12 protein-coding genes are annotated in these 14,582 nt (G+C 63.4%); 5 read left to right on the top strand and 7 right to left on the bottom strand.

The features are described 5' to 3' along the window. Positions 1–8: 8 nt before the first annotated feature. From BG457_RS08950 to BG457_RS08930, 5 genes are all read left to right on the top strand, one after another. Complete coding sequence (locus BG457_RS08950) at positions 9–386, top strand: hypothetical protein (protein WP_071796740.1); 378 nt, start codon at positions 9–11, stop codon at positions 384–386. Beyond that, a complete protein-coding gene (locus tag BG457_RS08945) occupies positions 383–1,129 on the top strand; it encodes an SDR family oxidoreductase (protein WP_071796737.1) in 747 nt (248 codons plus the stop codon). The genes BG457_RS08950 and BG457_RS08945 overlap by 4 nt, the downstream gene beginning before the upstream one ends. Positions 1,130–2,148: 1,019 nt before the next feature. Continuing rightward, the gene (repA, locus tag BG457_RS08940; RefSeq protein WP_071796736.1) at positions 2,149–3,336 is read left to right on the top strand and encodes a plasmid partitioning protein RepA; all 1,188 of its coding nucleotides are present in this window, start codon (positions 2,149–2,151) and stop codon (positions 3,334–3,336) included. Next, the gene (gene repB, locus BG457_RS08935; protein ID WP_071796734.1) at positions 3,326–4,240 is read left to right on the top strand and encodes a plasmid partitioning protein RepB; all 915 of its coding nucleotides are present in this window, start codon (positions 3,326–3,328) and stop codon (positions 4,238–4,240) included. The genes repA and repB overlap by 11 nt, the downstream gene beginning before the upstream one ends. Before the next feature lie 225 nt (positions 4,241–4,465). Next, entirely contained in the window at positions 4,466–5,614 is a 1,149-nt protein-coding gene (locus BG457_RS08930) for a helix-turn-helix domain-containing protein (protein ID WP_084657557.1), read from the top strand. Between the two features lie 1,043 nt (positions 5,615–6,657). Here the strand turns inward: BG457_RS08930 and BG457_RS08925 are convergent. The 7 genes from BG457_RS08925 to BG457_RS08895 all read right to left on the bottom strand — a co-directional run bounded on the left by BG457_RS08925 (position 6,658) and on the right by BG457_RS08895 (position 14,558). Next, positions 6,658–7,491, bottom strand: a complete 834-nt coding sequence (locus BG457_RS08925; RefSeq protein WP_084657556.1) for an ABC transporter ATP-binding protein — start codon at positions 7,489–7,491, stop codon at positions 6,658–6,660. Then, positions 7,488–8,528 (bottom strand): FecCD family ABC transporter permease, encoded by a 1,041-nt coding sequence (locus tag BG457_RS08920; RefSeq protein WP_071796730.1) that lies wholly within the window; start codon positions 8,526–8,528, stop codon positions 7,488–7,490. The genes BG457_RS08925 and BG457_RS08920 overlap by 4 nt, the downstream gene beginning before the upstream one ends. Next, entirely contained in the window at positions 8,525–9,559 is a 1,035-nt protein-coding gene (locus tag BG457_RS08915) for an ABC transporter substrate-binding protein (RefSeq protein ID WP_071796728.1), read from the bottom strand. Before BG457_RS08915 ends, BG457_RS08920 begins: the two co-directional genes overlap by 4 nt. A 325-nt stretch (positions 9,560–9,884) precedes the next feature. Next, entirely contained in the window at positions 9,885–11,327 is a 1,443-nt protein-coding gene (locus BG457_RS08910; RefSeq protein ID WP_071796726.1) for an ABC transporter ATP-binding protein, read from the bottom strand. Continuing rightward, entirely contained in the window at positions 11,324–12,130 is an 807-nt protein-coding gene (locus tag BG457_RS08905; protein WP_071796724.1) for an ABC transporter permease, read from the bottom strand. The genes BG457_RS08910 and BG457_RS08905 overlap by 4 nt, the downstream gene beginning before the upstream one ends. Next, the gene (locus BG457_RS08900) at positions 12,127–13,056 is read right to left on the bottom strand and encodes an ABC transporter permease (RefSeq protein ID WP_071796723.1); all 930 of its coding nucleotides are present in this window, start codon (positions 13,054–13,056) and stop codon (positions 12,127–12,129) included. Before BG457_RS08900 ends, BG457_RS08905 begins: the two co-directional genes overlap by 4 nt. Further along, on the bottom strand, positions 13,053–14,558 hold the full coding sequence (locus BG457_RS08895; RefSeq protein WP_071796722.1) for an ABC transporter substrate-binding protein: 1,506 nt from the start codon (positions 14,556–14,558) through the stop codon (positions 13,053–13,055). Before BG457_RS08895 ends, BG457_RS08900 begins: the two co-directional genes overlap by 4 nt. Between the last annotated feature and the right edge of the window lie 24 nt (positions 14,559–14,582).

Raw genomic sequence — 14,582 nt, 5'->3', positions numbered from 1 at the left:
ATCGCCCGATGTATATTCGTTGCGCCTTCTTTCAGGGCCATGTCAAACCCGGCATGAAGACGGCCTTCGACACGCATATCCAGACAACGCTACGCGCGCTCTGGGCGCAATTCCCGCAGGCCGAGGAAGTCCGGCTGTTGCGCGAAGTCGAAAGCGACCGTCCCGACACGCATCTGGAACTGGTGATCATGATGCGTTTCCCCGACCGCGCCGCGCTGGATGGCGCGCTTGCGTCAGATGTCCGTTACGCAAGCCGTGCGGCATCGCAGCCCCTGTTGGACATGTTCGATGGCCATGTCTTCCACACTGTTTTCGACGCAGACGCCCTGGCGCTGCCTGCAAATCCCGGCCAGCCTGAGCCGGACACTAGCGGAGTGAGATCATGACCGAACCCAGAATTGTCCTCGTCACCGGCGCCAGCAAAGGCATAGGCCGCGCCTGCGCGCGCGCCTTCCTGAACGCGGGCGACAAGGTTGTTCTCGCGGCCCGCAGCGCAGAAGAGCTTGCCGGGCTTGCGGCCCATGCACCTGATCGCGCGCTTGCCTATCCCTGCGATGTGTCTCAGCCCGAGCAGGTCGACGGGCTATTTGAGGCGATTGCCAAAAGCTTCGGGCGTCTGGATGTGGTGTTCAACAATGCAGGCATCAGCCTGCCCGCCACCGAGATTGCCGATATCGCTTGGGAGGATTGGCGCCGCGTGGTCGCTGTCAATCTCGACGGGGCATTCCTGATCGCGCGCGGCGCATTCGCCATGATGCGCGCCCAGTCGCCCAAAGGCGGGCGCATCATCAATAACGGCTCGATATCGGCGCAGGTTCCGCGCGTCGGCTCTGTCCCTTATACTGTGACAAAGACTGCGATCACCGGCCTGACCCGCACCCTGTCGCTTGACGGGCGCAAGCATGATATTGCGTGTGGACAGATCGACATCGGAAATGCCGCCTCGGACATGGCGCGCGCCATGACCGAGGGCGTGCCGCAGGCCGATGGCAGTATACGGGCCGAACCGGTGATGGATGTGACCCATGTCGCCAATGCCGTGGTGAGCATGGCGCAGCTGCCGCTGGAGGCCAATGTGCAGTTCATGACGATAATGGCGACAAAGATGCCGTTCATCGGCCGCGGCTGAAAGAAAGCCACTGCGCTACGCCTCACGGGGAATGCCGCGATGTATTGCGCAAAAGCCGCGGAACCGACGGATTTCAAGTCCGCAATTCGGCTTTGACCTCAATTGGCGTAGGTAAGTAAGTACAGACATCACCAGCAACCGACACCCCTGCCAGGTGCAATCCACCCGCCGGTTTCACGGCAGCGCAACACGCGCTTGGCAAGCAATGCTGGCGACGGTTACGCGCACCACCGCTGGCATGCAGCCTATGAATCAGTATGAATGCTGGCCCGTCGACACATGACGGCGGTTATCTACCAAATTTATGCCGTAACCGCCGCCACCTGCCCTTCACCATAATGTCCAGTAAGTTTGCATTATCGGGCGCAAAGAGATGGCCTACAGGTCAGGCTCAAAATTACCGGATTTTCGGGGAAGAGTGTCGCCAGAACACGCGAAATCGATCTCAGGGCCCATGGGCACGACGAGAGCGCGCAATACAAAAGGCGATACCATTGCCCTGCCCGCACATGTCGCGGAGTCAGGCACTCTCGACCGGTTGGTCGATACCACCTGCGGTCACGCTCGCGCGGGCGCTGTGCGACAACACGCTCAAAGCTAACGCCAAGGATTGGGCACATTATGCGTGCTGGTGCTAGATGCGCGGAGCAGACCCCCTGCCCCAGTCGCAGGCCCTGAAATCCTTGAGGAACGCGGGACCGGACCGGATGGCTGGCGACGCCGTGGGGGAATCAGAATCGAGTCGGGGTCGACCGAGACCCGCAGGAAAGGCAAGCACATCTTGTATATTCGGCGTCAGGGTTGTCATATATCATGCGACAGCCCCCAGATGATGACGCGTGCAAGGCAAGGTTAAACTTCAGAAAAGGCCCGGAACCTGTTGATTTAGTTATGTTTAGTTGTCGTCAAAAATATCGACGTCGACGCGATACCGGCCCCACGTCAGGTTTTTCTGGAAAACCGCCCCGATGCTGTTGTATAGAACATGAAAATGAATATCCCAAAAAGGGAAACGAGGCATGAGCATCAAGGGTTCACGACGGTTTCAGGGCCTGTCGTCACGGCTGACCAAGCGGCTTCAGGAGCATACGGAGGAGAGCTTTCCACCGGACGCGCGGAAGACCCTGCGGCGCTTTGCGATGCGGGAAGTCGCGGATCTGCTCCGGATCAATCAAAACACCTTCCGGCATTATGTCTCCAGCATGTCCGACCGGCTCCCGACCGGGGAGCTGGACAAAAGCAACCGTCGGTATTTCACTGCGGAGGAGATGATCGAGATCCAGCGGATACTCTTTGATGAGGGCAAGCTGGATGATGCGCACCGCCCAAGGCGACGGGCCGGGGAGCGCTGTCAGGTCATCACCTGCTTTAACCTCAAAGGGGGCTCAAGCAAGACCAGTTCGGTAGTACATCTCGGCTCACTGATGGGGCTGAGGGGATACCGGGTGCTTCTGGTCGACCTGGACAGCCAGGCGAGCCTGACGAACATGTTCGGGGTCACGCCGGAGCTGGACCCGGATATGCTCAGCTCATACGATTTGATCCGGTACAAGGAGCCGGTCCCGGTGCGTCAGGTCATCCGGAAGACCTATTACCCCACGATCGACCTGATCCCGGCCTCAATGAACATCATGGAGTTTGAGTTCGAGACCGCCCTCTCCTTCCGAAACCCTGGAGGCTCCGGGGGGTTTCATCGTCGTATCGCCGACGCGCTCGACCCGGTCCGGGACGATTACGACCTGATTCTGTTCGACACCCCGCCGCAGCTGAGTTTCGCAGTAATCTCCGCCCTCTTCGCCTCGAACGGGGTTCTCATCCCGCTCAACGCCTCCATGCTGGACGTGATGTCTCTGGCGACCTTCCTCGGCATGGCCTCAAACCTCATGGAGGTGGTCGAGAGGCACGCCCCGGATCACGGGTTCGACTTCGTCAAGATGCTCATTACGCGCTATGAGGGGACGGACCAGCCGCAAGTCCAGATGGCCAGCTTCCTCCGGACCGTCACCGGAAATTCGGTCATGGCCGCGGAGTTCGTCAAATCCACCGCGATCGGGGACGCGGCGAACACCAAGCAATCCGTATTCGAAGTTGAGCCCCGGGAGGTGAACAAGAAGACCTACGACCGGGTGATCGAATCGGTCTACCGGATAGCGGATGAGATTGAGCAGGAAATGCACCGGTCTTGGGGGCGGATCGATGGCTCGTAAGATTTTCGGGAAATCCCTTGAGCGGGCCATGGACGAGGGTCTCGATTATCTCGATGATCTGGACGGCGAAGAGGCGCCCTCCCCGTCGCACCAGAGTCCGACCGTATCGCGGGCGATAGATGCGCTGCGGGATGAGGACCGCCACAGTACCCGCATGATCAGCCCATCCTTGATCCGCATGTCCCCGATCATGGATCGCCTGGACCCGTCCGAGGATCTGGAGGGACTTATCGCCTCGATCCAGGAGGAAGGTCAGAAAGTCCCTATCCTGGTCCGACGGCTCCCGAACGGGGAACTGGAGGTCGTCTTCGGCCGCAGGCGTCTTCTCGCCTGCCGGGCGCTTGGGAGGGACGTGCGGGCCACCGTGATGGAGATGACGGATGAGGAGTCGGTCATTGCGCAGGGCGTCGAGAATAATGAACGCCTCGACACCAGCTTCATCGAACGGGCCCTCTTCGTCGCCCGGATCCTCGACGCCGGTTTCAAGGCAGTCGTGGTGACCCGGGCGACCGGAATTGACAAGACCAGCATCTCCCTGATGAAAGGCATCGTCGAGGGGATCCCGGAAGAACTGATCCGCCATATCGGCCCCGCGCATGGGGCCGGGCGACGCCAGTGGGATCAACTGCGATCAAACCTGAAGGACCAGATGCCAACAGACATCTCGGGGGTTCTCGCCGAAATACCTCGGGCCCGCCCGAGCCCGGAGCGGCTCGCCGAGGCGATCCGGCTTACGCAGGCCAAACCCAAGCCGCAAGCGGAGCCGCCCTCCCCGTCTGGCATAACCGCGAGAGTGAGCGGTTCCCGTCTTACGATTTCAGCCGGGTCAAAGACCGACCGGGGCTTTCTGAAGCATCTGGAAAGCCGTCTTCCGGAGCTATTCGAGGAATGGAGGAAATCATGATTATCAATTAATATCAACGACTTACCAGATACATCCCGAAAAGTTTGCCGCGGCAAACTTTCAACCCGAACATGGAGGCAGACCAAGCATAAACGAAAAGACCCCCCGAAAGCGGAGCTTCCGAAGGGCCTCGATTAGTCTTGACACCTGATTGATACCCCAACGGATAAATTATTTCAACACCGATTTCGGTGAACGGTCTCGTTTTGCCGTCTAAAATCGACAATGAAACACGAAAATCCGGCGACGCTTTATTGCGTCGCAACCGGGGCCATGTCCTGTGACCAAAAGGACGCCCCCGGCTTCGCCCCGACATCACGCGGACAAATCCTGCCTATCCTCAGGGTGGTCCGGCGACAGCTTGGCTTATCGACCGGGGACCTGCTGGTTCTGAACGCCCTTCTGAGTCACCTGCCCTGCCGTGACCCGAAAACCGGCACAGATAGACCGATTACCCCGGATATGCTGCTGGTGATCTTCGCCGGGAACCGCGCCTTGTGTGACCGCGCCAACGGGATGGATGAACGGGTGCTGCGTCGGCATATCTCACGGCTGACCGAGGCGGGCCTGGTGGTCCGGCGATCTTCCGCATCCGGGAAGAGATTCCCTCTGAAACGTAAAGGGGCAATCGTGGACGCATTCGGCATTGACCTCACCCCGCTTTTCAAACGCATGGCGGAACTTCGCGAGATGGCCGAGCGCGAGACGGAAATTCAGGACGAGATCAAGAACCTCCGGGCGCGCGCCATGGCCATCCGGGCACGGCGCGCCACGGGCGCTGTGGAACCGGAAGAGCGCGAAAGGCTTGCAGATCTCGGCAGGGTCCTGCGGCGCACTGGCCTGACCCTGCAGGATCTCAGACAGATCATCGCAGAGATTGAGACGAGCCCTGACGCAGCGGGCGACAGTGCTGAAGTAAACCAGTTTGCCGCGGTAAACAAAGCGGATAACAGTCCTGAAGAACCCCAGGTATCGGACCCCCTCCGCGAACCGGTCATGCCTCGGATGGCCCCCAAAATGTCCGGCTCGGGCGGTCAAAATGTCCGGCTAGAAGAGTCCCAAAACATTGAAGATAAAAAAAGCGTCGATCCGGACCCCGAGGAAAGTTGGCACCGATGCGCTGAACTCAAGTCCTTCTATCCTGACATCAACCCGACACCGGACGGGATAATCCGAGTAATTTATGATTTTGGAAGAATGCTGAACGTGAATGAACACGCACTCATCAAAGCCTGTCAATTGATGGGAGTTGGCAGAATGCTGAGAGCCATGGATTATCTGGCCAGAAACGCTGCTCGCATCTCCCGGCCTGAAAGATATCTGGAACGCATGATACGGGATGTGGAGGCAGGAGTGCGTGTTGGATGGGCGTGAACGAACAAGCTCCCCTTGCGAAGTTTGCCGCGGCAAACAAAGCCCATCGGCCGGGCCATGACTTTGTTCAACCTCTTCTTTCCGCTTCTACAGCAGCGCAGCGAGGGTTGTGCGCCATCAGTATCCATGATCTCATCAAGAGAACCAGCACCGGGCTCTGCTCGCCCTGCAGCGCCTCCGGGGCATCACGGCAGGCATGTCTCTTGAGGGTTTCGCGCGGCGCAGCTAGCCACAGGGTTTGCGCATGCACGTCCTCTTGAATGACGATGGCACCGCAAACAGGATGTACGAAACCCCTGCGGGCAGTCCGCGGTTTCACGCACAGGCGTGGCTGATACAGCAGAAGCAGCTCGTGAAGACTGACCCGGACAGAATGACATCCCCTAAGTGATCAATGCGCCTTTGGGAACTGGACCCCAGACTGGAATCGACTGGGGCGCGGGCATAGGCCATCGCGACCCGTGACCGCTCAGACATGCTGTCAGTTCACCGCGGTTATGTTCAGAGCGCGCATGGGCCAATATTCCATTCTGGAAAATGCTCAAGCCTCTGGAGGATCTTACGTCTTCCATTGCCGCTCTGATCCGGCGCCACCGTGCAGAGCCGCAGGGCAGGGGGCGCATATCGGATCTAAACTTTGAAAAGTGTCAGCTATGCTGACCTTCATGCTTTCCTGACCGATGATTTGCCGGATCTTGCCAGGGCGGTGATGGCTGCCGCAGGTAACGCAGGCGGAAGGCGGTGAAACCTGCCTTCATCTCACATATATTGTAACAATATCAATAGGATGCATTGAACTTCTCGCATTCAGGATGAAGAATCATGTCCGCAACAGTCTTTCTCAACAAAGCCCATTCGGGGGGCGCCAACGCATTTTTCATTGCTCACCCTATGCGCAAAACCGTTTCCCACTTTTGCGCGGACGTACTCCGTAGCGTCGCGCATCTTCCCAAGAAAGAACCGCCCGCAATGCATACCAGGAGTATCGCAGCCTTGAGATCATCAGCGAGAACAGCGGCGATAGGGCAGGGGGCATGCGCCGCTCACCCTGGTAGCGCGCGAAATCCCTGACCAGATGGCTCATCGTCCCATTGCCGAACTGTGGGTCCGCTGCCGAACTCCTGTCCTGGGCAGAAGACGATATGCGGTCGCTCGGCGCCGTTCACCTTGGCCTCGACCCGGAAAACCTCGCGCAACAGGCTCTCGGTCAACACGGTCCGGGGCGTGCCGAACGCCACGGTGGCGCCCTCTCTCAACACCAGAATGCGGTCGCAGAACATGGCGGCCAGGTTCAGGTCATGCAGGGCGATGATGCTGGTCAGGTCCAGCCTGCGCACAAGGCGCAGGATCTCGATCTGGTGATGGATATCCAGATGGTTGGTCGGTTCATCCAGAAACATCACCTGCGGCGACTGGGCCAGCGCCCGCGCGATATGAACACGCTGCCGCTCACCGCCTGAGAGGGTCTGCCAGGACTGCCCGCGATGGCTGATCATATCGACCCGCTCCAGCGCCATCGTCACCGCCTGCTCATCCGCCGCCGTCCAGCCTGACAGGGCCGAGCGATGCGGCGTCCGTCCCAGCCGCACCACATCGCGGACGGTGACATTGGTATCGGTCGCAGAATCCTGCCGGACAAAGGCCATCTCGCGCGCCAGCGCCCGGCGCGGCACACGCGCAATGTCACGCCCGTTGATCTCTACCCCGCCGGATTGCGGCTGCCTCAGCCCCGCCAGCAGCCGCAGGAGCGACGACTTGCCCGACCCGTTCGGCCCGATCAGGCCCAGTGTTTCGCCCGGCGCAACAGAAAGCGACACGTCGGAGACGATGGTGCGCCCGCGTACGCCCCATGTCAGGTTACGGGCTATGATACTCATGTCCGGGGCCGTCCGCGATAGAGAATGATGGCGAAGAAGGGGACGCCGACCAAAGCCGTGACCACGCCGATCGGGATTGTCTGCTGGGGCACGATCACGCGCGAGACGATATCGGCAAGCACCATGAACACTGCCCCGATCACCGCACAGGCGGGCAGCAGGCGCAAATGCATCGGACCCACGACATAGCGTGCCACATGGGGCACCACGAGGCCCACGAAGCCGATTGCGCCGACCATGCTGACAATCGCCGCCGTCATCAATGCGGTCAGTCCGAACAACAGCAGGCGCACGCGCGCGACCGGCACGCCAAGGGCGGCCGCATCCTCGTCGCCAAAGGTGAAGGCATCGAGCGACCGCGCTATCCACAGGCAGAGCGCCAGCCCCAGGGTGACGACGACCAGAAGCAGGTAGAAATCGGGCCAGCGCACGCCGCCGAAGCTGCCAAGCAGCCAGAACATCACATCTCGCGCCTGCTGCGCACTTCCCGAGGTGGTGACGATGTACGAGGTCAGCGCATTGAACAGCTGCGAGGCTGCGACCCCGGCCAGAATTGTGTGATTGGGCCCGCTGGTCGCCCCGTTCGACAGAAGCGCGACCAGCGCGAAGGCGGCGAAGGCACCGGCAAAGGCCCCCATCGACAGCGACAGCCCGCCCGCGCCAATGCCCAGAATGATGACTGCCACCGCCCCGGTCGAAGCCCCGGCCGACACGCCCAGCACAAAGGGCTCGGCCAGCGGGTTGCGCAGGAGCGCCTGAAGGATCGCGCCGCACAGCGCCAGCCCCGCCCCGGCCAGCGCTGCCACCAGCGCCCGGCTCAGGCGCATGTCCCAGACGATGCTGGATTCGATGCGCGGGATCTCGATGGTCGAAAGGCCCAGCCCGTTGGTCACGGCATGAAGGACCGTGAGCAGCGGAATCCGGTAATCCCCAATCGCGGTCGCAAGGGCGACCGCGAAGCTCAGGACGACAAGTCCGAGGGCGAGGGCGAGCAAAACCCCGAACCCCCCGCCCTCGCGAATATGCGCGGGTTTCACGGCAGCTCGATGCTCCTGAGCTGCGCGGCCAGTTCTTCGGCGCCGTAAATGGTGCGAATGCTGGGGTTCATCGCGGCCCCGCTCATCGCCACGATCCGCCCGGCCTGAACGGCCTCCATCTGGCTGACGGTGGGGTCGGTGGTCAGGAATTCGATCTTGGTTTCGGCATTGTCCAGCGCCCAGCGGTCGCGATCCACCTGCGCCACCACCATCACGGTGGGATCGGCGGCCATGATGCCCTCCCAGCCCAGTGCGGGCCATTCCGCTTCGGTCTTGACCGCGTTCGAGCCGCCAAGAAGGTCGGCGATATAGCCCGAGGGTCCGTTGCCACCGGCCAGATAGGCGTCATCCGAAGGCGAGGGGCTGGAGAACCAGAAGAGGAAAGTCAGGTCTTCGCGGGTTTCGAACTCCGCCCGAAGCGCCGCCTCGCGTGCCTGCAGTTCGGCGATCAGCGCCTCGCCGCGATCAGCCACGTCGAAGATGCGCGCCAGGTCGTCGATTTCCTGATAGAGCAGGTCCATCGACCACAGGTTTTCGCGCAGCCCGTAGACACTGTTTGCGGCGCTGCTACTGACATTCCCGGTATCGGCCGTCGTCGTGCAGGCACTGGGCGACAGATAGGTCGGAATCCCCAGCGCGTGGAAATCCTCGCGCTTGGCCACGCGGCTGTCGGGGCCCAAGAGCGTGACCAGCATCGCCGCCACGAAGTCCGGCTGCACCGACAGGACCGATTCCAGCGTGGGGAACTCGACGGAGAGCAACCGGACCCGGGCACTGGCTTCGGCCAGTTCGGGCAGAACCGAGTTGGGCCAGAAGGCGCTGGCGCCCATGCGATCCTCAAGCCCCAGCAGCAACATGATCTCGGCGCTGTTCTGACCCAGCGCGGCGGCGTTCTGCGGCGCGCGCTCAAAGACGACCGTCTCGCCGCAATTCTCGATGGTCAGGGGATAGACGGTCGGCTCGGCCTGCATTGCGTTGCCGGACAAGGCAACAACAGCACCGCCAAGCACCGCAAGAAACTGGGTCTTCATGATTCTTTCCGTTTTCCGACAAAAACTATCAGGTTCCATTGCCGGAGCTTCACACCGAAGTCAACCGGATTGTCGCGGCGGGTGGAAGCAAGCGCTTTCGGCGGCATGTCAGCTATCTGGTCTGTACTGCTTCAACTGCCGCCATGCGCTGTCCGCAGGCGCGACTCGTCGCCCCGAACCTGCGGGTCGCGCCGGGCATTGCTTGCCCGGCCCTATGATCGTCTGCTGTTGCGTGGCGCCAGAATGGGACTCCACGAACGCGTTTCACGGCCGCAATCCGCAGCAGATATCAGAACGCGTTCGGGCAGGTCTTTGGCCGAAACAACTAGGCTGGCACGGGCTGAACCTCGGCCAGTGGCACCGCAGCGGGGTGCGCCATCGGCAAGCTGCGCCTGTCATCGGCGGTTCTGGCAATAAGCACAGGGTCATGGCTGACCAGCGCAATGGCTAGCCCGTCCGTCCGGGTCAGATCGGACAGAAGCCCGATCACCTCGCGCTGGGTGATCGGGTCAAGGCGGGACGTGGGCTCATCGGCGAACAGGAAGCGGGGGCGGGCGAGCATGGCGCGCAGAAGCGCGAGCCGCTGCAACTCGCCGCCCGAAACCGCGCCGGGGCGGCGGGTCAGCAGCACCGGATCCAGCCGCAGCCGCGCCAGAAGCGTGTCGATCCGGTCCCATGGCGCCCGGTGCAGCCGCGCCACGTCGCGCAGGGTCTGACCCAGCGTCCGGGTTCGAGGGAAGGCGGCGACGGGATCCTGATATAGTTTCTGAAATGCCGTCGGCGCCAGCCCTGCAGCCCTGTGCACCTGCCCCTGCGCGGGCGGCACAAGACCCAGCAGCGCGTCGCCCAAACTTGACTTGCCGCAGCCCGAAGGACCGGTGATCCCCAGAATGCGCCCGGCGCCCAGGGTCAGTGACAGACCCTCGACCAGAACATGCCCACCGCGCGATACTGCCAGATCCTCGACCTGCAGCACGGCTTTCGTCGTGTCGGGTTGCGGCGCGCGCGCAGGCCAGTTTTCAGGATCAGCGGCGATCAGATCGCGCGTGTAGGCGGCTGTCGGCCGGGCGAAAACCTCGGCCGTGGCGCCGGATTCCACCACCGCGCCGTCGCGCAACACGATCACCCGCCCGCCGATCCTGCGCGCCAGTGCAAGGTCATGAGTGATGACCATCAGCCCGCCGCCCGAGGCCAGCGCGCCCAGCAGCAGCGCCGCGACATCATCGCGTCGCGTGGCATCCAGCCCCTTCGTTGGCTCATCGGCGACGACGATGGGCGCACCACCCGCCCGCGCTGCTGCGATTGCCACGCGTTGCGCCATGCCGCCAGAAAGCTGATGCGGATAGCGCGCTGCGGCCCCTTCCAGCCCCAGCGCCGCCAGATCGGCCCCGGCCTGCAAGCGGGCTTCGGGGGCGGGCCGTCCGGCGACCAGCCGATGCGCCTCGGTCACCTGCGGGGCGGCGCGCATCAGGGGATCAAGCGACAGCCAAGGCTCTTGCGGCAGCACGGCGATTTGCCGCCCCCATAGCCCGCGAAAGGCGGCCCTGTCCCCGGCCCGCAACTCGTGCTTGCCAATACGGACCTGACCCGTGGCGCGCAGGGATTCGGGCAAGGTGCCCATGATCGCCTGCGCAAGCAGGCTCTTGCCCGATCCGGTCTCGCCCAGGATCACCAGCGGCTCGCCGGGGTTCAGCGCCAGCGAGACCGGATCGACCAGCCGCTGCGCCCCGGCATGGACCGCGATCTCGGTTGCGGAAAGAAGCGTCATGGCTTGTGCCCTCCGGCCAGAAGCGTGAGGCCCAGAAGCAGGGCGAAAGTGGCGATCACCGGGGTCAGCAGCGCCATCGGCGCCTCGCGCCAATAAGGCAGCAGCTCGACCATCATCAGCCCCAGTTCCGGTGTGGGCGCGCGCATACCGACGCTCACGAAACCCAGCGCGGCGATCGCCATGATCGCGGTCGCAGTGCCAAAGGCGGCGGCAGTCAGCATCAGCGGCGCGATCTCGGGCCACAGATGCGTGCGGAAGATATAGGACCAGCCGAAGCCCAGCAACTTTGCTGCCTGAACGGCGGGCGAGGCCAGCGTGGCGCGCGCGGTGGCGCGGGTCAAGCGGAAGAACTCGACCCACAGGACCAGCGACAGGCCGGCCCAGAAGCCGGTGGCGGTGCCGGGCATGATCGCCAGAACGATCAGCACCATGAGCAGCCCCGGCAATGCCAGCAGCGCATCGGCCAGGATCACCAGCACCCGCTCGGTCCAGCCGCCCCTGAGCGCGGCCAGCATACCCAGCACCAACCCCGCCGAGGCCGCCGTGGCGACAGCCGCCAGCGCGATCAGGGGCGAGAGACGCAACGCATAGGCCAGCCGGTGGAACAGCGAGCGGCCCAGATGGTCATGGCCGAAGGGAGCGGCGGCGTCCGGTCCCGCAAGGGACTTCATCAGCGATTGCGCGAAGGGGTCGCCGGGCACCAGAACCGGCCCCAGCAGGGCGAAACCGGCGATCACGGCCAGAATGGCAGCCCCGATGATCCGGCCCATGGGCTGGGGGCGCGACAATATGGCGGTTCTCATTGCACCCCCCTCGGGTCAATACGGGCGGCCAGCAGGTCGATCAGCGCGTTGACCAGAACGAAGCCCAGCCCCAGCAGCAGCGCCGTCCCCTGCACCATCGGCACATCGCGGGCAAAGACCGCATGGACCAGCGCATGCCCGATCCCCGGCCAGCCGACGATGGATTCGATCACCACCACCCCCTCGACCAGCAGCACGAATTGCAACCCCAGATAGGTCAGCAGCGGCACCGAGACATTACGCAGCCCGTGCCGCCACAGAACCTGCGTGCGGCTCAGGCCCTTCCACTGGGCAAAGGCGTAAAAGGGCTGGGCGGCGACGCTGGCCATGGCGTCGCGGGTAATGCGGGCGTTGACCGCGGCCAGTCCCAGCGCCAGCGCCAGTGCAGGCAGGATGAAATGGCGCGGCTGGCCATAGCCAGCGGCGGGCAGCCAGCCCAGTTGCACCGACAGAAGCAGGATCAGGATCAGCGCCATCAGGAATTGCGGCACCGCCTTGAGTGCGGTCGAAACCACCAGAAGCGCCCGGTCGAACAGCCCCCCCGGCCTGAGCCCGGCAATGATGCCCAGAGGCGGGCCGATCAGCAGCGACAGCCCCACCGCCGCCAGCGCCAGCCAGAGCGAGGCGCCCAACTGATGCGCGATCTCATGGATCACCGGCTGGCCCGAGACCAGCGACACCCCGAAATCCAGCCGGAACAGATTGCCCATCCATTGCAGGAAGGCCGGGAACCAGTGCCCGCCAAGGCCAAGCTCGGACCGCACCGCCTCGGCCGCTGCAGCGTTCACATTGTCATAACCATAACGCCCCGCCGCGATGCGCCATGCGGCGTCGCCCGGCAGATTGCGCATCATCGCGAAGGTGGCCGCCCCCACAAGAACGGCCACTGTTGCTGCCTGCACCAGGCGCGAAAGCAGGATGTTCATTCGGCGAACCGCAACCCGGCCAGACCGAAATTGCGCTCCCACGGGTCGATCACCGCGCCTTCAAGCCCCGCGCGCACCGCGAGCGTCTGCTGATACCAGGCAATCGGGATCACCGGCAGTTCGTCTTGCAAGATGGCGCTGATCCGCGCGCGGTCCTTGTCATCACCCTCGCCGCGCGCAAGGGATTGGGCAAGCGCGACGATCTCGGCATTCTGCCAGCCCATGGCGCCCCAGTCACCGCCAGGCGCGTAATCCGACAGGACAGTGCCAATGGGATCGGGGATCAGCGCCAGATTGCGGGCGATCAGGCCAAGTTCCAGCGTGCCGGCCTGATGCCCGGCCGGGATTTCCGAGGAATTGGTCGAATTGATCGCAAGTTCAATCCCGACCGCGCGGAACTGCTGTTCCAGAACGGCGGCGACCAACGGCAGTTCGGGCCGGTCAGGATAAGTGGTCAGGCTCAGCGCGAAACGCTGCCCGTCACGGGTCAGGATGCCGTCCGATCCGGCCGCCCAGCCAAGGTTCTCCAGCATCACCCGCGCGGCTTCGGGGTCATGGGCCAGCGGCTCCAGCGCGCGGTTGTGCCAGGCACCGATGGCAGGCGGAAACAACTGGTCCGCCCCCTCGGGGTAGCGCAGCACCGCCTGCGCCAGCCCAGCCCGGTCGATGGCAAGGCTCAGCGCGCGGCGGGCATCGGCATCCTCCAGAAAGGGATGGGCGGCGTTCACCTTCAACAGCAGCACGCGCGGGATGGCGACCGAATGCACCTGCAGGGCGTCTGAGCGCGACAGGCGCGTGACCGTGGCCGGGTCAAGGTTGAAGACGAAATCCGCATCCCCCGATTCCGCCATCAGGGCCCGCGTCTCGGCGCGGCTGACGGCGGTATAGGTGACATCGGGAACATGCGGCGCGTCGCCCCAATAGTCGGCAAATTCGGTGGCGCGCATCGACAGGGGCGGGGTCAGCGCGGTCACGCGGTAGGGGCCGGTGCCGATCACGGCCAGCCCCTGCCCATCCGCGCCATAGGCCGCAGGGGCGAGGATCTGGCTGCGGGATTCGGCGAGATAGGCCGGAAGTGCCGCGCGCGGCTCGGTCAGGGTGATGACCACGGCGCCCGCCTCGGGTGTGATCGCGACAATGGGCAATCCCGCCAGAGGGCCGGGCTTGGCGCGCGCGATCTCCAGTGCATTCACCACCGCCTCGGGTGTCATGGCGCTGCCATCGTGGAACGAAACCGCCTCGCGCAGGATAAAGTGCCAGGTCAGCCCATCATCAGACACCGCCCATTCCGTCGCCAGCCCCGGCAGCAGACGGCCCTGCGGATCGGCATCCACCAGCGTCTCGGCAATGCCCATGCGGGTGAAGATATGGCCGGTGGTCGAGGGCTCGGCGGACTGGATCTCGAAAGGGGCCGCCACATTGATCGCGGACTCGGCAAAAGCGGGCAGGGCGAGGCACAGGCCGACAAGGGCCCCGGCAAGGGAACGAACGGGGATCAGCATGGAAGAACGTCTTTCGCGCTTGTG

Origin of the sequence: Natronohydrobacter thiooxidans (genome assembly GCF_001884735.1) — a bacterium.
Taxonomy (GTDB): domain Bacteria; phylum Pseudomonadota; class Alphaproteobacteria; order Rhodobacterales; family Rhodobacteraceae; genus Roseinatronobacter; species Roseinatronobacter thiooxidans_A.
Note: the sequence above shows the minus strand (reverse complement) of the source record. Positions and strands in the feature narration are given on the sequence as shown.